Below are 18,056 nucleotides of genomic sequence, written 5' to 3' on the forward strand. Positions count from 1 at the left end.
AGTAACGGAGGCGCCCAAAGGTTCCCTCAGAATGGTTGGAAATCATTCGCAGAGTGTAAAGGCACAAGGGAGCTTGACTGCGAGACCTACAAGTCGAGCAGGGACGAAAGTCGGGCTTAGTGATCCGGTGGTTCCGCATGGAAGGGCCATCGCTCAACGGATAAAAGCTACCCCGGGGATAACAGGCTTATCTCCCCCAAGAGTCCACATCGACGGGGAGGTTTGGCACCTCGATGTCGGCTCATCGCATCCTGGGGCTGTAGTCGGTCCCAAGGGTTGGGCTGTTCGCCCATTAAAGCGGTACGCGAGCTGGGTTCAGAACGTCGTGAGACAGTTCGGTCCCTATCCGTCGCGGGCGCAGGAAATTTGAGAGGAGCTGTCCTTAGTACGAGAGGACCGGGATGGACGCACCGCTGGTGTACCAGTTGTCTTGCCAAAGGCATCGCTGGGTAGCTATGTGCGGACGGGATAAGTGCTGAAAGCATCTAAGCATGAAGCCCCCCTCAAGATGAGATTTCCCATAGCGCAAGCTAGTAAGATCCCTGAAAGATGATCAGGTAGATAGGTTCGGGGTGGAAGCGTGGCGACACGTGGAGCTGACGAATACTAATCGATCGAGGACTTAACCACGAAAAGCGGAAGGGGCTTGATCAGCACGATAGCAGATTGTAGCTCTCGACAAGGAGTCGTTTTGTAGACTCCGACAGAGAGAGCGAAATCAGCGTACGTGCTAGCCCCTGCAGCTAGATCATAACGAAAAGCGATTAGCACGGTATTGCCGGTTACGAAAACATATTATCCAGTTTTGAAAGAACAAACTCTTTCAGTTTTATACAGTCTGGTGGCGATAGCGAAGAGGTCACACCCGTTCCCATCCCGAACACGGAAGTTAAGCTCTTCAGCGCCGATGGTAGTGAGGGGCTTCCCCTTGTGAGAACGCTGCCAGGCAAGTCCCCTTATCGGGGTTTTTATTTTGCTTACTTTACATAGCCGGCCCCTTGGTCAAGCGGTTAAGACACCGCCCTTTCACGGCGGTAACACGGGTTCGAATCCCGTAGGGGTCACCATTTTATTTTGGAGGATTAGCTCAGCTGGGAGAGCACCTGCCTTACAAGCAGGGGGTCGGCGGTTCGATCCCGTCATCCTCCATTTTTATTTTTTATATAGTAAGCCGGTGTAGCTCAATTGGTAGAGCAACTGACTTGTAATCAGTAGGTTGGGGGTTCAAGTCCTCTTGCCGGCACCACTAAAGAGCCATTAGCTCAGTCGGTAGAGCATCTGACTTTTAATCAGAGGGTCGAAGGTTCGAGTCCTTCATGGCTCACCATTTATATGCGGGTGTGGCGGAATTGGCAGACGCACCAGACTTAGGATCTGGCGCCGCAAGGCGTGGGGGTTCGACTCCCTTCACCCGCATCATTTTTCACATTTATAAAATTAGGCGCCCGTAGCTCAATTGGATAGAGCGTTTGACTACGGATCAAAAGGTTAGGGGTTCGACTCCTCTCGGGCGCGCCATCTAACTGTTTAAACGGGAAGTAGCTCAGCTTGGTAGAGCACTTGGTTTGGGACCAAGGGGTCGCAGGTTCGAATCCTGTCTTCCCGACCATTTATTGCTCTTATAATCATTACATGGGGCCTTAGCTCAGCTGGGAGAGCGCCTGCTTTGCACGCAGGAGGTCAGCGGTTCGATCCCGCTAGGCTCCATTTATAAGCAATAATGGCGGTGTAGCTCAGCTGGCTAGAGCGTGCGGTTCATACCCGCAAGGTCGGGGGTTCGATCCCCTCCGCCGCTATATTGGAGGAATACCCAAGTCTGGCTGAAGGGATCGGTCTTGAAAACCGACAGGCGGGTTAAACCGCGCGGGGGTTCGAATCCCTCTTCCTCCGCCATATTGATTTTTTATATGTATATCGTCGCGGGGTGGAGCAGTCTGGTAGCTCGTCGGGCTCATAACCCGAAGGTCGCAGGTTCAAATCCTGTCCCCGCAATCATGGTCCGGTAGTTCAGTTGGTTAGAATGCCTGCCTGTCACGCAGGAGGTCGCGGGTTCGAGTCCCGTCCGGACCGCCATATTTCTTCCAGTGGGAATCTCCGCTGTTAGCATATAGATCGTTGTGTGGCTCAGTAGCTCAGTCGGTAGAGCAATGGACTGAAAATCCATGTGTCGGCGGTTCGATTCCGTCCTGAGCCACCATTTTTTTATTGTTTTATAGGGGCATAGTTTAACGGTAGAACAGAGGTCTCCAAAACCTCCAGTGTGGGTTCGATTCCTACTGCCCCTGCCAATTTAAATTAAATACTATTATGGCGGTCGTGGCGAAGTGGTTAACGCATCGGATTGTGGCTCCGACACTCGGGGGTTCGATTCCCCTCGATCGCCCCATAAATTATATTACTAATGGGCTATAGCCAAGCGGTAAGGCAACGGACTTTGACTCCGTCACTCGTTGGTTCGAATCCAGCTAGCCCAGCCAATTTCTTTTTTTACTGGCAAATCGGCCAGGTGGTAAGGCAGAAGTCTGTAAAACCTTTATCACTAGTTCAAATCCGGTTGCTCCCTCTATAGATATATGCGGGTGTAGTTTAATGGTAAAACCTCAGCCTTCCAAGCTGATGTCGTGAGTTCGATTCTCATCACCCGCTCCATTTAGTTTATAAATGGGCCTGTAGCTCAGCTGGTTAGAGCGCACGCCTGATAAGCGTGAGGTCGATGGTTCGAGTCCATTCAGGCCCACTTTATTCCGCAGTAGCTCAGTGGTAGAGCAATCGGCTGTTAACCGATCGGTCGCAAGTTCGAATCTTGCCTGCGGAGTTTTTATTTTTTCTAGGGAAGCACTCAAGAGGCTGAAGAGGCGCCCCTGCTAAGGCGCGTAAATGATAAAAAGGCATCTGGTTAGATGCCTTTTTTGCGTATATTAAGGAATGCTCTTGATTTACATAAAATACTATATAGGAATTCACGTAGCTTAATTAATAGTTATTACTCTCACTCTATAAGTTTTTTTACTTACTTCCGCAAGACTCTACATCTTCCTCATACATGCCATTGCCAGATTGCATACATTCTTGACTCTTCCATCTTTTTTTATTTCAATTCCAGTATAATGAATTTTATTTTTGTGAGAATGGTCTGGGGCGTTTTCAAATCTGTCTTTTTTCATTCTTATTAATCCATTCTTTTTTAATTCTTAGTTTACCAATGCGAATAACATTTTATAGAGTGAAGTAACCATATTAAGAAATTTGAATATAACATGTAATATAGTGAGGCAAAATATTAAGAAACTTAAGCACAATGGAGGAAGTGGCATTACGTTTCTGTAAAAACAAGGGGGGTACAATGAGAAAGTTAATTATCTTTGCGTTTATTGGGTTATTTGCACAGCTAATAGATGGAGCATTGGGAATGGCATATGGGGTGACGTCATCGTCATTGCTGCTTGCATTTGGGATTGCTCCGGCAGTTGCATCAGCCTCTGTCCATTTAGCAGAAGTGGTAACAACAGCTGCATCTGGAGCTTCTCACATCAGGTTTGGGAACGTAGATAAGCAAACCGTCAAAAGACTTATCATTCCAGGTTCTATTGGGGCCTTTTTGGGAGCTGCCTTCTTAAGTAATATACCTGGAGACCTTGCGAAGCCTTACATTTCTATCTTTTTATTAGCTCTTGGTGTATATGTTCTAGTTAGATTCTTATTTATGTTTAAAATTGGGGAAGAAAAAGACAATATTGACCTCTCAAGAAGAAAATCTATTCCTTTAGGTTTACTTGCAGGGTTTGCTGATGCAACTGGGGGAGGAGGCTGGGGACCAATTGCCACTCCTGTATTGTTATCACAAAAAGGAGTGAGTGCACGCAAAGTTGTCGGAACGGTTGATACAAGTGAATTTGCTATTGCTGTTTCTGCAACTGTTGGGTTTTTAATCTCACTGGGCTGGGAGGAAGTCAGTTGGCTATGGGTAGGAGCTCTAATGCTAGGAGGATTAATTGCCGCGCCCATTGCAGCCTGGTTAGTACGGAAAGTTCATGCTCGATTAATGGGTGTCTTAGTAGGCGGATTTATCATTTTAGTGAATGTCAGAACTATCGTAACTACATGGATTGATCAAACCGCCATTTACTCATTTATCTATATTGGAATCGCTGTTTTATGGTTAGGGGCGATTATCTTTACCGTAGCTAAGATAAGAAATACAAATACAAAAGCAACCGAGTCTTTCAAACAGATTGATCAGTAATACTATTTAAAAGTTCTATGGCCGTCTTCAATCAGATATTAAAGTCGACTAAACCACTCAACGATTAAGGTTTTGTGACGAAATGTTGACTAAAAAACTCAACATTAGATAAATCTTTTTTTGATTAAATGTTGACTAAAGGAGTCAACATTTAAAGGGGGACTATAAATTGAAGGTTTCGAGTAAAGGAGAATACGCGTTGCGAGCATTACTAGTTCTTGGAGAAAATCATGGAAAAGTAATATCCATCCAAGAGATCTCAGAAAGAACTTTGGTTACGGTTAATTATTTGGAGCAAATCCTATTGAAATTAAAAAAACTGGGTTATTTAGAAAGTAAAAGAGGAACAAATGGAGGATATATTCTAAAAAGGAATACAAGTGAAATAAATATCGGTGAAGTAATACGAGTGTTAGAGGGACCGCTTTCCCCTATGGGATGCGCATCCATTACCAAATATAAAGCTTGCCAATTAGAACCAACTTGTCAACTTAAGCCACTCTGGTCCCTTGTAAGAGATACGATTGCCTATGTGCTTGATCAAACGACTCTCGAAGATTTATTGGAAAATCGACTAACTTTTATAAAAGGGGATGATCTGCTTGGATTCAAAAGAACGAATTGATCAGCAGATACTTGAAAAAATAAAGTCATTATTAGAGAGCTTAGACTATGGAACAGTTCAAATAACGATTCATGATTCACAGGTAACACAAATTGATAAATTAGAAAAATACCGTTTACCATTACAAAAGAGCTCACGAAATACCAGGTAGAAAAAATGAAAATATGCCGATCGGACCACCGAAGGCTCCTGTTAGTTAACTGTTCATAAAAGAACAATAAACTAAAGGGGGCTTTTTATTTTGCAAAAAAGAAGAACAGAGGAGTGGAAAAAGTATGGGACATCCAACGGTTTATCCAACAGAAGCAACTGTTTTTAATCCAGAAAAGGCAAGCAGCGGCTATACGATCTATCAGGTCGCCGGCTTAGGGGCATTATTAATAGATATGAGTTGTGGTTAAATAGTAAAGGGTTAAAGACTCTTTCTACTATTTTTCGTATATATCCCAGATGTTGCGATATACACTCTGAACATGTGGAGTACTGTTCACTACTCGTTAGGAAAGATAAATAAAGGATGTAACAGTGAGTAAGAGCCTTTCTAACTGGAAAGGCTCTTTAATAATACTGCGAAGATGATGAAAGGAGAAAAACATCAATACATTGTTTTTTTGAAACTACTCCCCAAGCGATTGATACTCGGCTGCAAGACCTTTTTGAACGCCTGGTCGTTTCGCAATGCGATGAGCCCATTCCAAGAGATGAGTATATTCATCCATGTTTAAAAATTCATAAGAGCCTTCATACAATTTTCCTAAAGCTAAACGCCCGTACCAAGACCATATCGTAATATCTGCAATAGTATAGGTATCACCAGCGATATAAGAACCCTGAGCTAATATTTTATCCAGTAAGTCTAATTGACGTTTCGTTTCCATAGTAAAACGATCAATTGGATATTTCATAGGCTCTGGCGCATAAGCAAAAAAGTGACCAAACCCTCCACCAACATAAGGACCTGACCCAATTTGCCAGAATAGCCAATTAAGGGTTTTTGTCCGTCCATGAATATCTGTCGGGATCAGTTTATTAAATTTCTCAGCCAAGTAAAGCAGAATCGACCCTGATTCAAAAATTTCCACACGTGGACTTTGACTTTGATCGACTAGGGCTGGGATCTTAGAATTAGGATTGATCTTGACAAAATCTGAACCAAATTGATCGCCGGCTCCAATATTGATTTTATACAAATTATAGTCTGCACCATCGACACCCAACTCTTTTAATTCTTCCAGCATAATCGTCACTTTAATACCGTTCGGCGTTCCCAGTGAATAGAGTTGGAACGGTGCCTCTCCGACTGGTAGTTTTTGTTCGAAACGTTCACCGGCTGTCGGACGATTACCGCCTCTATTCGAATTCTCTTCTTCCCACTGCCATACGTTTGGTAATTCATATTTTGTCATCTCAACACTCCTAACATCTATTATTAACTCCATCATACTACCGGTATAAAAGTATTCCTAATATTTAGCTTATCATCTATTTATAATATGGTTCATCGGTATTAATCCCAAACTAAACTTTTCTCTGAAAGGTAACTGGGTAAACTTCTTCAATAATTTGGCTCGATTGTTGAAGAATATAGCCTTGTTCTAGAAAGGAACTTCTTTCAATGGATCGTTTTCTTGGTTTATGCGACCTATTTTGTAGTTATATTAAATAAACATACTGATTCACATATGTATCATATAAATGTATCCAACTGAAACATATTTTTGACCTAGTAATTACAATATCTCGTAATGTACCGTATATATGTCATAAATAATTGATAAAAAATGAAATGTGGTTGCTAGAGTTTCATTATTCGGTGAGAGTTTGTCAGTAGAAATTAACTAATTAAAAAAACAGTGGGTGTGAAGTGGTATATAAGGAAATATTAGCGGCAGAAAAATGACAATAGGAAATACAACCATTGTGAAACCATCAATACTAAAATAGAACTATTCATCAATGAAAAATTCATTATCTAAAGGAGAAGTATAGGTGGAAATAATTGGTTTTGAAGAAAAATTATGATCTGCAGCGGATAAATTACGTAATAACATGGATGCTGCCGAGTATAAACATGTCGTATTAGGCTTAATCTTTTTAAAATATGTTTCCGATACGTTTCAAGAAAGGTGGAAAGAGTTAATGGAACTCAATCCTGACTTTGCGGAAGATCGTGATGCCTATACAGCAGAGGGTGTATTTTGGGTTCCTGAAAAGGCTCGTTGAGATCATATTGCCCAGCATGCAAAATTGCCAGAGATCGGACAAATTGTTGATACCGCTTTAGATACGATTGAAAAAGAAAACCATACATTAAAAGGGGTTCTCCCAAAGAACTATTCACGTCCTGAATTGGACAAGCGTATTTTAGGAGAGATTATTGACTTATTCTCCAATATTGATGTAGGTGGCAGTGTAGCGAGAGAGAAAGACGTATTAGGGCGTGTGTATGAGTATTTTCTCGATGAATTTGCGGAAAATGAAGGCAAAGGCGGAGGGGAGTTCTATACGCCAAAAAGCGTCGTAACCTTAATGGTGGAAATGGTTCAGCTAGGTTAGATTTTATCAGGCACAGAAAAGAAAAGAACCACTTAAAAGACTATCTTCTGATTTGGTTAAACGATTTTCAATTATAGCTGGTGGTGTAGGTATAACACCAATTCAGGTTGCTGATATTGCAATTTTGGTTCCTCTACAGTTATTAACGATTAGTATAATTGGGGCTTTATCAGGAAGAACTGCTACTAAAGAAACTGCATTTGAATACTTAATTGCAGCAGGGATAGATTTGGGTGTAGGATATGGTTCACGGCAGTTTTTCCGACAAATTGTTAAAATCATTCCTGTTGGAGGATTAGCAATTTCTGGCGCTATTGCATCAACCGGTACATGGACGATTGGAAAATCAGCAGAAGCATATTTTTTTAATAATGAATTTAAATCACCACATTTATTTAAAAAGGCTATGTTTGATAAAGAATAAGGATATCTTCCTCTAACGAAATATTTTTTTAATGAGTGTGATCTCACCAGCACCCTTATGTTGCCACATACACTCTGGACATATTGAAACAGTCACTCGCCTAACGAGAAATGACACGACATTAAAATAAAAGCCTAACCCTCGTTTCTCTATTTTGTAATTAGAGGGTCGAGGGTTAAGTCTTTTTACAATCATTTTTGTATTTAGAACGTTTTATTTCTTACGCTTTACTTCGATTCTATAGCCGTCAGGGTCAGTAACAAAGAAGTAAGAAGGTGTTCCACCTGAAAGTCCTCTCAATTCACCTGTTTTATAAGAAGAAGCTTTACAAATTTTATGCATTTCTTCTAAATCATTTACTGTTACGCCTAAATGACTGAAACCATCTCCTATAACATATGGATCTGCATCATAATTGTAAGTAAGTTCTATTTGTACTGAGGAACCTGGTGAATTCAGATAGATTAAATCAAATTTATCTTCAGGGAATTCTCTGCGACTGGCTACTTCAAAATCAAAAAGCCCAGTATAAAAATCTAAAGTAGCATCAATGTCTCTAACACGTAAACAAATTTCAACGAGCACTTGGTCCATTATATCATCCTCCGTAATTTTATTGATTCTATCTTATCATAGATACTATATAAGTACATTTGATTCGATTGAATAAAGTTAATTGTTATTTAAAATGGTTGTTACTGATTTAAAACAGTATCTTAATTCCGACATACATTATAAGTATCTATCGCATTGTTAGAAAATGATACGACGTTAGGAGCAGTTCATTCATGTAGAATGTGTTGCGCGGCTTGTTTTAAGATTGTAACTAAAATTTAATCCTTTTCACTATTAAAACAAACATTTTCCTTTCCGCTCCACAATTAAAATAAAGATTGTGCATAAAATGTTGATAGAACAGCTTTTCAGGGCTGTTCTATCAACATTTGTGAAAAAAGTGGGAAAAAACGTGTGTTTTTGAAGCAAAAAGAGCAAAAAGCGGGAGAAAAGGAAAGAGTATGTTTTAAATGTACAAAAGTTAAAAAATGAGGCAAGAAAGCTTAAACTTCTTGCCTCTATGCAATATTAGGAGTCACAAACCGATAATGAATTATTGGTGTGCCGTCTGCTTTTACTTCGATTCGATTTCTTCCGGGAAGGTGCTGTCACTTTTTCGATCCCTTGCTTTTTTTATAATTCTTGTCTTTTCAATTTTCGCTATTTATCATTCGGCAAAGAGCAATCCAGTAATTGTTCGGAACTCCTTTTCTACACTCCGACTTGAAACTCTTTAGAAGTCATCACGGGCGTTGCGCAATTCGATAAAGTCCTCCAATGTTTCCACTTGCAGAAAGAGGTTAATTTCTTCCTCCCTGCCGATCGTTGTCGGAAGTGTTGGCTGTCCTTTTGTACGCAATTCCCGGACTTCTTCCAATGCTTTGGAAACCTTTTTATTATTCGGCCGCATGTCGTATGCAAAACGTAAATTAATTTCGGTATACTCATGACCAGGATAAATATTTATATCATCATCTAAGCGCTTAAATTTCCGCAAGGTTTCATATTGAGCTTCGTAATCGCCGGTAAAAACCCGGCCGCATCCTGCTGAAAACAAGGCATCCCCGCAAAAGAGAGCATCTCCCATTAAAAAACTGATATGGCCATGCGTATGACCTCCCGTTTCGAATACTTGAAGAGTTTGGCCCAACAAGTTAAAGGAGTTCCCTTCCTCTACAACATGATTCGCCAAGGCCTCCGTTTCTTTCGGTCCGTAAACCTGACTTTCCGGATGTCTCGCTATAATCTCTTGTACCCCGCCGGTATGATCTTCATGCTTATGCGTTAAAAGAATGGCCACCAAACGAAGTTGCTTTTCTTCGAGGTAATCAAGGACACCTTTTGCTTCTCCCGGATCAACCACAACTGCCTCTATTTCTTCTTGAATGCACCATATGTAATTATCAGAAAAGGCTTTGATTGGATGTATAATCACCTTACGATTCCTCCTCTTTTTATATATCTGATTTGCGGCTTGGAGACTAGTTTTCCTCCTTCCGCGACAAGTTTTAGTTTACCTCACTATCATAACATGGAGATTATTAATATACATGGAGGAGATCAATCTTCTCTGTCTGTAATTCAATCCTTAATCCTGTCAACCGCTTTTAATGAACTATCGGTATTTTGGATTTTTTGTATTATTAAAAAATGCATAGAAAAATCTAAATTCATTAATGAAAAAGTGTTAACGAAGTTATTATTATTATGGTCATCCAACCATTCCTTCCGGCTTAACATCATACATACCTGTAATCAGAATCATGAAGGCTGTTGCAGGACAGATAATTAAAGTATCTATATAAACAGAGAAAGCTTGGACTAATCCTTGTTTGATTGGGTGAGGTACTTCTGCTGCGCCAGCTTCAAAAGTTTCACTGCCTAAACCTGCTCCGTTTGAATACACTCCTCTCTGTACGCCCCATGCAATGGCCGAACCCATCAATCCTCCAAAAGTCGAATTCAAGTTAAAAGCGCTAGTGAGAATAAGAGAAATAACATCGGGAATCTGAGAAAAATTTAAACTGAGAATGATAATACAAAGTGCAATGTAACCAATAGCCATGAATGGCACCATTATTTCAGCCGCTTTACACCACCCAAAATGATAAATGCTAGCAATAGACTGATCGTTGTCCCAGTCACTACAGCCGGTATTTCAAAAGTATTATTCATTGTTAACGCCACCGTATTAGCTTGAACACCTGGCCATAAAAAGCTCATAACAATAAGTGTTAAGACTGCCGATACCACGGCAAGCCACTTTAACTTTAATCCTTTTTCAATGTAATAAGGTGTGCCTCCCCGGTATTGCCCGTCTATTTTTCTTTTATAAACTTGAGTAAGAGTAATTTCAATAAATGAAGTAGCACTTCCTAAAATGGCCGCCACCCACATCCAAAAAACAGCACCCGGTCCTCCAAATGCTATCGCCGTAGCTGCACCTGCTATATTACCGGTGCCCACCCGGCTTCCTAAGGACATGGCTAAGGGTTGAAAGGAAGAAACGCCAGCTTTTGATCCTCCTCCACCAAATGTCAGCTTTATCATATCCTTAATAAATCTCGCCGGAACAAAACGTGTAAGAAGGGAGTAAAGTAACCCTAATCCTAAAAAAGCAAAAACCAATCCAGAATGCCAAACACACCCATTTAGCCATTCTACTAATTCTGCTATAGAACCCTGCCTTTTCTTCTAGGATGTATATACTTTGAGTTTTTGACACTCAGTCAAGTATGTTTCGAAAGAAAATACTTTTAATAGTGTCTTGTCGGCTCTGTCTATGTCTTGCTAACGAAACAGCGAGCGACGGTCATCTGCTAGCACCTGGCTATTTAAAAGATGTTTTACTCATATTTCAGAAGCTAATATTGGTATGATTGGCGGGGACTTATACCGAAGAGCTAAACAATGAGGCGAAACTTTCTTAAAATGGTTTCTTTTTCGTTGACGGAAAATAGGGGATCGCTTTAATAACAAAGCTAGATAATAAAAAAGGGGGTAAAAATTTTTACCCATTTGGTAAAAAAATATCCCTCTTTTTTTGTATACCCTTCTTGAAGAAAGGGAGGGTAAAGGTAATGTGAAGTTGGCACGGAATTTGCTTATAAGTAAAAAAGGTTCATAAATATGAAGAAATAATGGATGAAGAATTTTTTGAAAGCGATTTCTATAAGCAATTGATTTCTCTTTGTTTCATCTAGCTGTGTGAAAACCTTTTTCAAAAATTTAGCAAGCACTATTATCTATAAATCATTTTTTGAAGTTTCTTTAGTTTATTTGGAATGAAGGGGGTGTTTGTTTGACGACTCATGAGATTTATGAAATACAGGCCGAGCTGAAAACTTATTAAAAGTATAAATTACATGAATTAATTAGTTTGGGTTAAAGGCTTTAATGATTTCTATGAAAGAAAAACTTAAAAGAAAATGGGGGATAAAGTGATATGGAGAAAAAGGGTGGTATTTTTTATGGATGGTGGATATTGCTGTCGGGTTTCCTAATTATGACTTTCTTATATGCACCTATTGCAAACCTAGTCTCACTCTTCACGAAGCCTGTTACAGAAGAGCTTGGCTTTGGCAGAGCAGAATTTACGATGTACTACACCGTAATGGCAACAACCGCCATGATTATAGCGCCAATCGCTGGAAGATTAATGAAAAAGTTGGATGTAAGAGTATATATGACGATCTTTACCCTCCTAGGAGCAGGGGCTTACATAGGGTTTTCCTTTGCAACTGAACTCATTCACTTTCTGTTATTTGCAGTGCCAATGGGGATGGCTCTAGCAGGAGCTGGGTTGATACCTGTCTCCGTTCTGATCACCAACTGGTTTCATGCCAAACGCGGATTGAGCTTAGGGATTGCTTTATCCGGAACCGGCTTCGGGAGTATGATCCTCAGTCCTTTAGTTACTTGGATTATCACAGCCCATGGATGGAGAACGGCTTATCTTGTGATCGGGATTTTAATATTGGCGGTCATCGTTCCATTGATTATGTTTGTTATAAAATTAAGCCCGGCTGATAAAGGTCTAATGCCGTTAGGTGAAGAAGAAGCTTCAGATAAGACAACACAGAAAGAATTAGCAGGAGTCACCCAAAAGGAAGCATTCAAATCTGTTTCATTTTGGACACTTTGCGCAGGGATTCTCGTAGGGGGAATTGTTGTCAACAGTATGATTATTAATTTGGTCCCTTATTTAACGGATATCGGCACTCCAGCCCAGCAGGCTGCCCTGCTGCTATCACTAGCCTCCGCGATGGTTATCGTGGCGAAGCTGTTAGTCGGAAGATTATATGACAAGCTAGGGCTAATCAAAACATTAACTTTTATTGTGGCATCAGATATTATCTGCTTTCTGTTCTTAATGAAAGGAAACTTATTAATTCCGGGCATCCTTTTTACCGTATTTTCAGCACTGGGCTCAACAGCTGTTACGGTCACACCGGCCTATCTTACAGCCGCGCTTTTTGGCGAGAAAGAATACAGTTCGAAATACGGAACAGTCTCTTTATTTACTTCATTAGGAGCAGCCTTAGCTCCAATAGTAGCGGGGTTAATTTACAATATTAATCATTCCTATGGGCTGTTGATCAAGATGTTAATTGTGCTGGCGGTTGTGGAATTTGTATTATTTTTCATGGCTATCAGATCAAAGCCACAATTTAATACGAATTCAGACATCACAGAAAAAAATGCTATGTAGCTTTATTGTTCTAAAGAAGAAAAAATATTTTAAAATCATTCTATCTTGCTTTTCAGTCAGGAATTTCAGAAGAGAGAGGACGAATCAATATCATGACTAAGACTTTTACCAATATGGTTGATTTTTTTGAGGAAGCAAAGAAATACGAGGAACAAATCATTCAAGACCGCCGGTATTTACATCAGCATCCGGAGCTGGGATTCGACCTTCCAAACACGCAAAAGCATATTCGCCAGCGATTAGATGAAATGGGAATCGAAAATAAGCCGTGTGGCATCGTGCCGGAAGAAATTACGAAAAAATATGAGAAAGCCGGTTTTGGTGTTCAGGAACATTGTACAGGCGTAGTAGCGACCATCGGAAAAGGGGAGCCGTGTATTCTCCTTCGTGCCGATATGGATGCGCTGCCGCTTGAAGAAGAATATGAATCCGAATATAAATCAAAAAATCCTGGCAAGATGCATGCCTGCGGCCATGATTCACACGTTGCTATGCTGTTAGGCGCTGCCCAATTGTTAAAGGATCATGAAGATCAACTGCAGGGAACCGTTAAATTAATGTTTCAGCCAGGTGAAGAATGGGGCTATGGCTCGAAGTTAATGATCGACGATGGATTACTGCAAAACCCTAAAGTAGACGCAGCATTTGGCATTCACATTATGCCTGACCAAGAAGCGGGCATGCTGTCTGTCCACAAAGGAACACTGACTCAAGCGATGGATACGTATATTATTGAGATTCAAGGCAATGGCGGTCATAGCTCTCAGCCGCATAAAACGATTGATGCCAATATGATTATGAATCAGTTATATACAAGCTTAAACCTGCTTTATACTCGTGAAGTAGATCCGCGGGCAAACGTGACATTTTCTATCGGGGCCATGAGCGGTGGCACGGTGACGAATATTATCCCGGACAAAGCAGTTTTGCAGGGAAATATGCGCAGCTTTGACCAAGAAGCAAGAGATCATATGTGCAAGCGGATTCCGGAAATGATTGATCATATCGTGAAAGCATGGCGCGGAGAATATAATATTGTGGATTTCCATACACCCACGACCCATAACGATGCAGATTTTATTGACGAAATTACGCCCGCATTAGAAGCGGTGATGGGGAAAGAAAATATTAGCGATCTGGGGGCATTGGGCGGATCAGAAGATTTCTCCCATATTTCTCAAGCAGTTCCTTCAGCTTTTGTTGTTTTAGGCACTGGCAAAGAGGGAGAACCGCCTGTTCACAATCCTCGCATGCATCAACAGGAAGACATGTTCAAGTATGGTGCAGCCTTACATGCCAATGTGGCGATGGAATGGCTAAAAGCCCAACATAAATAACTGAATGTAACAGCCAAATAAGAGTTATTTGAGTAAAAAACAGTCGTTGTCACCGCTGCTGATTGGACAGCTTCCTTTTAAGCAATAGAGTTGAAAACAAAGCCACTAACTAAGACGCCTTTCTTTAAAGGAAGGCGTTTTTAGTATGGCAAAGGTTTTTCAGTTAGCCGAGTATTTGTGATTTTACAAAGCTTTCCACTGTTGATACATCTTTTTTAGCGATAAAAGAAAGTCGTTTCTCAAGTTCGAATGCATCTCCAATGGCAATGCCACGCTGTGCTTTTGGTTTAGTCAAAAGCACAGCGTGGCATTTAAAAACTTAATACGGAACCTCTATGGGAATTCAGCTATGTAACAAACTGGGGAGCTATCATGCAAGATATTGCATGATAGCTCCAGAATGTATCTAGTATTTGAAGTTTCTACTTAAATAGCCGTTAATATAGGATTTTCCGGAATCGTTGCATTTAATATTACAATGAAAGCTCTTTTTACACTGTTTGAAGATTATATTTTTTAACTTCCGCTGGAATTGGTGATATATACTCTTCACCATCTCGCTGCTCAATCAATTCCATCTTCGCTTTTTCAAGAATATCAGGGTTATGAAGGACTTCAATTGCTGTGGCTGCCATGACTTTACCAGCATGAAGCATACCCTTATGAGCAATAGAGGTTTTCCCAGTTGAAACCACCTGCCAAGTATGAAGCGGAGTACCTACTGGTTCACACGCTACTAAACATTGTACAGTAGGAACTATCCAGCTGACATCGCCGACATCGGTTGTACCTGCCATGACCCCATTGGATGGGATAAATGGATCGATGACATCCGCTAAATCTTTTCCTGCTAGTTCTTTATTGATCTGTATATCTGCTCGTTTGTCTGCTTCAGGCAGAGTAGCTCTAATCGCTTGCGCAAATTGTCGTTCCTTTTCGTCATATTGAGGAACACCTAGAGCAACAAAGTTATTATGCATTACTTTTTCCAATGTATTGTTTGGCAAAATATTAGAGGCAGCGGAAGCAAAGTCTATTTCTACTTGTGTTCTGGTCATGAGAGCTGCGCCTCTTGCAATATCGCAAACACGTTGATAGATTTCTTCTGTTTGTGATACACGAGGTGCACGAATAAAATATAGCACGTCTGCCTTTTCTTGAACGACATTTGGCGAGAATCCGCCTGAGTTGGTTATAGCGTAATGAATCCTCGCTTCAGGAATAATATGTTCACGTAAATAGTTAACGCCTACATTCATTAGTTCAACGGCATCGAGCGCACTTCTTCCAAGGTGTGGGCTGTCAGCAGCATGAGAACTTTTTCCACTAAATCTAAACGAAACTTCATAGCAGGCAAGAGACCCCATAGACCATACGGCATTTCGGGACCATGGATGCCAGCATACGGAGTAGTCTACATCATCAAATAATCCTTCTCTGACCATAAAGGTTTTTCCGCTGCCAATTTCTTCTCCAGGACATCCGTAGTAACGAACCGTTCCTTCTAGATTGTTTTCTTTTAAATAAGAACGGATGGCAATAGCGGCTGCTAAGGCACCTGTACCTAGTAAGTTATGTCCACAGCCATGGCCGTTGCCGCCTGCTTGGACTGGATTATAGATCGTTTCTCCGCCAACTTGGCTTAAACCAGACAAGGCATCAAATTCACCTAACACAGCAATAATTGGTTTTCCTGTCCCGAAGCTGCCGATAAAGGCCGTTTCGATATTTCCTACACCTTTTTCAACAGTAAACCCTTCTTCTTCTAAAGTTTTGCATAATAGCTCTGCGGATTGAAACTCTTCAAATCCTGTCTCCGCGTAATCCCAAATTTGGTCACTCACAGAGATCAATGTTTGTCTTTTTTCCTCAATAATTTTTGATAAAATATCACGATAATCCAATTTATTCACCCCTTCAGAAATATAAAGAGGGGACACCCCCTCAGCTTAAATCTGGCTTTCTATTAAAATGGACCATAATGAATCGCTTGAGCAATGACTAAGAAGACCAAAACAACCGCAACCTGGATAAGAACATATGGCAACACCCATTTCACCCATTGTGCATAAGGAATGCCCATCATCCCTAAAGCCGCAAGCAATAGGCCACCCGTCGGGATAATTAAATTGGAAACTCCGCCGCCCATGACGGTAGCAAACGCAGTGGTTTGCCTTGTTACACCGACTAGATCAGCCAACGGTGCCATAATAGGCATAACCAAGGAGGCATGTCCGCTTCCGGAAGGAACAAGGAAATGGATGAAGAAATTGACAACTGCTATCCCAATGGCTGTAATGCTAGGGGGCAGGCCGTCTAGCAAACCGGAAGCAATATATAAAATGGTATCTAATAAGCCGCCAGCTGTGAGAACTACAAGAATGGTATTGGCGACGCCGATAATCATGGCGCCCGGTATCATTTCAGAACATCCTTTTAGAAAGGCATCTGTCATTTCATTTCCTGAAAGCTTCCCGATGAGGCCCATAATAATGGCACCTAATAAGAAAACGCCTACAATTTCACTGATATACCATCCAAGATTAATAACCCCATAAATAAGAGCAACAAAGCAGCCTAAAAAGACAAAAAGTGAAATCGCATGTTTTTTACTCAGCTTGTAATTGTGATCAAATTGAAGGCTTTCACTTGGAGTAAACCTTCCATATACGGCAAGTTCGGGGTTTTTTTCAATTTTATTAACGTGCCGCATGATATAGACAACCGATAAAATATAAAACACAACGTAAATTGCAATCCGTAAGCCAATTCCAGAGTACATAGGAAGCTCAGCAACTGTTTGAGCAACACCAATCGTAAAAGGGTTCGTAATTCCTGCAGTAAATCCAGCACCCAACATCCCCAAAAAAACAATCGCAAGGCCTGTTAACGCATCAAAACCTAATGCAATCGTCATCGGCACAATGATGGCAATATAAACCAGTGAATCTTCAGCTGATCCAATAAGAGTTCCAAGCAATGAAAAAATCAGAACCATAACCGGAATAATTAGTTTTTTCTTCGCGCCAAATTTTTGGACAGTAAATTTGATTAACGCATCAATAGCTCCTGTAGCTTGCATAATCCCAAGAGCACCGCCAAATAGTAAAACAAATAAGATAATCGGTCCGGCGTTTACCATACCCTGATGAAAAGCATTAAACATGTCCAGCAATCCTACAGGCGTGTTTTCAACAAATTCAAATTTTGCAGGGTCAATCATGGTTCTGCCATTTTCCTCATAACGTTCGTATTTACCGGCAGGTACGACATATGTTAATAGAGTGAGAACGGCAATGATGAAAAACATCAGAACATAAGCACTTACTCCTCCTTTTTTCTTGTTTTTCATTCCAGTGCTTTCTACTTTCTTTAATTGTTTAGCAGTATTCAATTTAATCCTCCTTAATAATTTCTATTAAAAGCAAGTTCTTTTGAATGTAAATTGACTTCTTAAATATCCTAAATTCAATCATATTTTTGTTTGTAATTTAGCAAATATTTAAATTTGTCAACGCTTTCATTTTATCTTCATTCTTAGTCACTGATATTCCATAATGGAATAATGAGTATTACAATTTTAAATGCTCTGAGTTATAATTCTA

At 40.6% G+C, this 18,056-nt stretch carries 12 protein-coding genes, 19 tRNA genes, 1 rRNA gene, 2 pseudogenes and 3 other annotated features; of the genes and pseudogenes, 28 read left to right on the top strand and 6 right to left on the bottom strand.

The window, feature by feature from the left end:
* The first annotated feature begins 12 nt into the window (after nucleotides 1-12).
* Nucleotides 13-158: a sequence feature (23S ribosomal RNA rRNA prediction is too short), on the top strand.
* A gap of 19 nt (nucleotides 159-177) precedes the next feature.
* Nucleotides 178-337 (top strand) — a sequence feature (23S ribosomal RNA rRNA prediction is too short).
* Nucleotides 338-356: 19 nt separating this feature from the next.
* Nucleotides 357-618: a sequence feature (23S ribosomal RNA rRNA prediction is too short), on the top strand.
* 219 nt (nucleotides 619-837) lie between these two features.
* From rrf to AC623_RS22080, 24 genes are all read left to right on the top strand, one after another.
* Nucleotides 838-948, top strand: a 5S ribosomal RNA gene (rrf, locus tag AC623_RS06950).
* A 44-nt stretch (nucleotides 949-992) separates the two neighbouring features.
* A tRNA-Glu gene (locus AC623_RS06955) sits at nucleotides 993-1,067 on the top strand.
* A 9-nt stretch (nucleotides 1,068-1,076) separates the two neighbouring features.
* Nucleotides 1,077-1,149 (top strand) — tRNA-Val (locus AC623_RS06960).
* Between the two features lie 21 nt (nucleotides 1,150-1,170).
* Nucleotides 1,171-1,246: transfer RNA gene (locus AC623_RS06965), tRNA-Thr, on the top strand.
* 5 nt (nucleotides 1,247-1,251) lie between these two features.
* Nucleotides 1,252-1,327 (top strand) — tRNA-Lys (locus AC623_RS06970).
* Nucleotides 1,328-1,334: 7 nt separating this feature from the next.
* Nucleotides 1,335-1,416, top strand: a tRNA-Leu gene (locus tag AC623_RS06975).
* 25 nt (nucleotides 1,417-1,441) lie between these two features.
* Nucleotides 1,442-1,518 (top strand) — tRNA-Arg (locus AC623_RS06980).
* Nucleotides 1,519-1,532: 14 nt separating this feature from the next.
* Nucleotides 1,533-1,609 (top strand) — tRNA-Pro (locus AC623_RS06985).
* A gap of 25 nt (nucleotides 1,610-1,634) precedes the next feature.
* Nucleotides 1,635-1,707 (top strand) — tRNA-Ala (locus AC623_RS06990).
* Nucleotides 1,708-1,722: 15 nt separating this feature from the next.
* Nucleotides 1,723-1,796: transfer RNA gene (locus tag AC623_RS06995), tRNA-Met, on the top strand.
* A gap of 4 nt (nucleotides 1,797-1,800) precedes the next feature.
* Nucleotides 1,801-1,893, top strand: a tRNA-Ser gene (locus AC623_RS07000).
* 25 nt (nucleotides 1,894-1,918) lie between these two features.
* Nucleotides 1,919-1,992 (top strand) — tRNA-Met (locus AC623_RS07005).
* Nucleotides 1,993-1,996: 4 nt separating this feature from the next.
* A tRNA-Asp gene (locus AC623_RS07010) sits at nucleotides 1,997-2,073 on the top strand.
* 48 nt (nucleotides 2,074-2,121) lie between these two features.
* Nucleotides 2,122-2,197: transfer RNA gene (locus tag AC623_RS07015), tRNA-Phe, on the top strand.
* A 17-nt stretch (nucleotides 2,198-2,214) separates the two neighbouring features.
* Nucleotides 2,215-2,288: transfer RNA gene (locus AC623_RS07020), tRNA-Trp, on the top strand.
* 22 nt (nucleotides 2,289-2,310) lie between these two features.
* Nucleotides 2,311-2,386: transfer RNA gene (locus AC623_RS07025), tRNA-His, on the top strand.
* Between the two features lie 16 nt (nucleotides 2,387-2,402).
* Nucleotides 2,403-2,477, top strand: a tRNA-Gln gene (locus tag AC623_RS07030).
* A 98-nt stretch (nucleotides 2,478-2,575) separates the two neighbouring features.
* A tRNA-Gly gene (locus tag AC623_RS07035) sits at nucleotides 2,576-2,649 on the top strand.
* A gap of 14 nt (nucleotides 2,650-2,663) precedes the next feature.
* Nucleotides 2,664-2,737, top strand: a tRNA-Ile gene (locus AC623_RS07040).
* 6 nt (nucleotides 2,738-2,743) lie between these two features.
* Nucleotides 2,744-2,815: transfer RNA gene (locus AC623_RS07045), tRNA-Asn, on the top strand.
* Between the two features lie 483 nt (nucleotides 2,816-3,298).
* Nucleotides 3,299-4,243, top strand: a complete 945-nt coding sequence (locus AC623_RS07050; RefSeq protein ID WP_331456988.1) for a sulfite exporter TauE/SafE family protein — start codon at nucleotides 3,299-3,301, stop codon at nucleotides 4,241-4,243.
* Between the two features lie 169 nt (nucleotides 4,244-4,412).
* A complete protein-coding gene (locus tag AC623_RS07055) occupies nucleotides 4,413-4,868 on the top strand; it encodes an RrF2 family transcriptional regulator (RefSeq protein ID WP_049661758.1) in 456 nt (151 codons plus the stop codon).
* Nucleotides 4,837-5,019: a YezD family protein gene (locus AC623_RS20935; RefSeq protein ID WP_442853529.1), complete on the top strand. Its 183-nt coding sequence runs from the start codon at nucleotides 4,837-4,839 to the stop codon at nucleotides 5,017-5,019. The genes AC623_RS07055 and AC623_RS20935 overlap by 32 nt, the downstream gene beginning before the upstream one ends.
* Before the next feature lie 124 nt (nucleotides 5,020-5,143).
* A complete protein-coding gene (locus tag AC623_RS22080; RefSeq protein WP_269429942.1) occupies nucleotides 5,144-5,269 on the top strand; it encodes a hypothetical protein in 126 nt (41 codons plus the stop codon).
* 216 nt (nucleotides 5,270-5,485) lie between these two features.
* On the opposite strand, the gene yghU is transcribed toward AC623_RS22080, so the two are convergent.
* Nucleotides 5,486-6,274 carry a glutathione-dependent disulfide-bond oxidoreductase gene (gene yghU, locus AC623_RS07060; RefSeq protein ID WP_049661760.1) on the bottom strand — a complete coding sequence of 263 codons (789 nt, stop codon included), beginning with the start codon at nucleotides 6,272-6,274 and terminating at the stop codon, nucleotides 5,486-5,488.
* Between the two features lie 583 nt (nucleotides 6,275-6,857).
* Between yghU and AC623_RS21365 the strand changes: the two are divergent.
* Both AC623_RS21365 and AC623_RS07070 read left to right on the top strand, forming a co-directional pair.
* A pseudogene (locus AC623_RS21365) lies at nucleotides 6,858-7,415 on the top strand (type I restriction-modification system subunit M N-terminal domain-containing protein); the annotation flags it as partial.
* Between the two features lie 61 nt (nucleotides 7,416-7,476).
* Nucleotides 7,477-7,848 carry a hypothetical protein gene (locus tag AC623_RS07070; RefSeq protein WP_049661763.1) on the top strand — a complete coding sequence of 124 codons (372 nt, stop codon included), beginning with the start codon at nucleotides 7,477-7,479 and terminating at the stop codon, nucleotides 7,846-7,848.
* A 213-nt stretch (nucleotides 7,849-8,061) separates the two neighbouring features.
* Here AC623_RS07070 and AC623_RS07075 read toward each other — a convergent pair whose 3' ends face one another.
* The 3 genes and pseudogenes from AC623_RS07075 to AC623_RS20945 form a co-directional block, all read right to left on the bottom strand.
* Nucleotides 8,062-8,442, bottom strand: a complete 381-nt coding sequence (locus AC623_RS07075) for a VOC family protein (protein WP_049661765.1) — start codon at nucleotides 8,440-8,442, stop codon at nucleotides 8,062-8,064.
* 694 nt (nucleotides 8,443-9,136) lie between these two features.
* The gene (gloB, locus tag AC623_RS07080; protein ID WP_049661766.1) at nucleotides 9,137-9,838 is read right to left on the bottom strand and encodes a hydroxyacylglutathione hydrolase; all 702 of its coding nucleotides are present in this window, start codon (nucleotides 9,836-9,838) and stop codon (nucleotides 9,137-9,139) included.
* Nucleotides 9,839-10,114: 276 nt separating this feature from the next.
* Nucleotides 10,115-10,953 (bottom strand): annotated as a pseudogene (locus AC623_RS20945) (alanine/glycine:cation symporter family protein).
* An 895-nt stretch (nucleotides 10,954-11,848) separates the two neighbouring features.
* Between AC623_RS20945 and AC623_RS07090 the strand changes: the two are divergent.
* Both AC623_RS07090 and AC623_RS07095 read left to right on the top strand, forming a co-directional pair.
* Nucleotides 11,849-13,114, top strand: coding sequence for an MFS transporter (locus AC623_RS07090; protein WP_049661767.1), 1,266 nt, complete (start codon nucleotides 11,849-11,851; stop codon nucleotides 13,112-13,114).
* Between the two features lie 92 nt (nucleotides 13,115-13,206).
* Nucleotides 13,207-14,451, top strand: a complete 1,245-nt coding sequence (locus AC623_RS07095; RefSeq protein ID WP_197090948.1) for a M20 metallopeptidase family protein — start codon at nucleotides 13,207-13,209, stop codon at nucleotides 14,449-14,451.
* Nucleotides 14,452-14,942: 491 nt separating this feature from the next.
* Here AC623_RS07095 and AC623_RS07100 read toward each other — a convergent pair whose 3' ends face one another.
* Together AC623_RS07100 and AC623_RS07105 are read right to left on the bottom strand one after the other, a co-directional pair.
* Complete coding sequence (locus AC623_RS07100; RefSeq protein WP_049661770.1) at nucleotides 14,943-16,355, bottom strand: M20 family metallopeptidase; 1,413 nt, start codon at nucleotides 16,353-16,355, stop codon at nucleotides 14,943-14,945.
* Nucleotides 16,356-16,417: 62 nt separating this feature from the next.
* Nucleotides 16,418-17,845: a YfcC family protein gene (locus AC623_RS07105; RefSeq protein ID WP_231603397.1), complete on the bottom strand. Its 1,428-nt coding sequence runs from the start codon at nucleotides 17,843-17,845 to the stop codon at nucleotides 16,418-16,420.
* Nucleotides 17,846-18,056 lie beyond the last annotated feature (211 nt).

The sequence above is a fragment of the Bacillus sp. FJAT-27231 genome, assembly GCF_001183975.1.
Classification (GTDB): Bacteria; Bacillota; Bacilli; order Bacillales; family Domibacillaceae; genus Pseudobacillus; species Pseudobacillus wudalianchiensis.

What these genes read in the sequence shown, in the direction of transcription:
- AC623_RS07050 (WP_331456988.1), top strand. Translation starts at nt 3,299, where the DNA reads ATGGAGGAAGTGGCATTACGTTTCTGTAAAAACAAGGGGGGTACAATG.
- AC623_RS07075 (WP_049661765.1), bottom strand. Translation starts at nt 8,442, where the DNA reads ATGGACCAAGTGCTCGTTGAAATTTGTTTACGTGTTAGAGACATTGAT.
- AC623_RS07095 (WP_197090948.1), top strand. Translation starts at nt 13,207, where the DNA reads ATGACTAAGACTTTTACCAATATGGTTGATTTTTTTGAGGAAGCAAAG.
- AC623_RS07090 (WP_049661767.1), top strand. Translation starts at nt 11,849, where the DNA reads ATGGAGAAAAAGGGTGGTATTTTTTATGGATGGTGGATATTGCTGTCG.
- yghU (WP_049661760.1), bottom strand. Translation starts at nt 6,274, where the DNA reads ATGACAAAATATGAATTACCAAACGTATGGCAGTGGGAAGAAGAGAAT.
- AC623_RS20935 (WP_442853529.1), top strand. Translation starts at nt 4,837, where the DNA reads ATGATCTGCTTGGATTCAAAAGAACGAATTGATCAGCAGATACTTGAA.
- AC623_RS22080 (WP_269429942.1), top strand. Translation starts at nt 5,144, where the DNA reads ATGGGACATCCAACGGTTTATCCAACAGAAGCAACTGTTTTTAATCCA.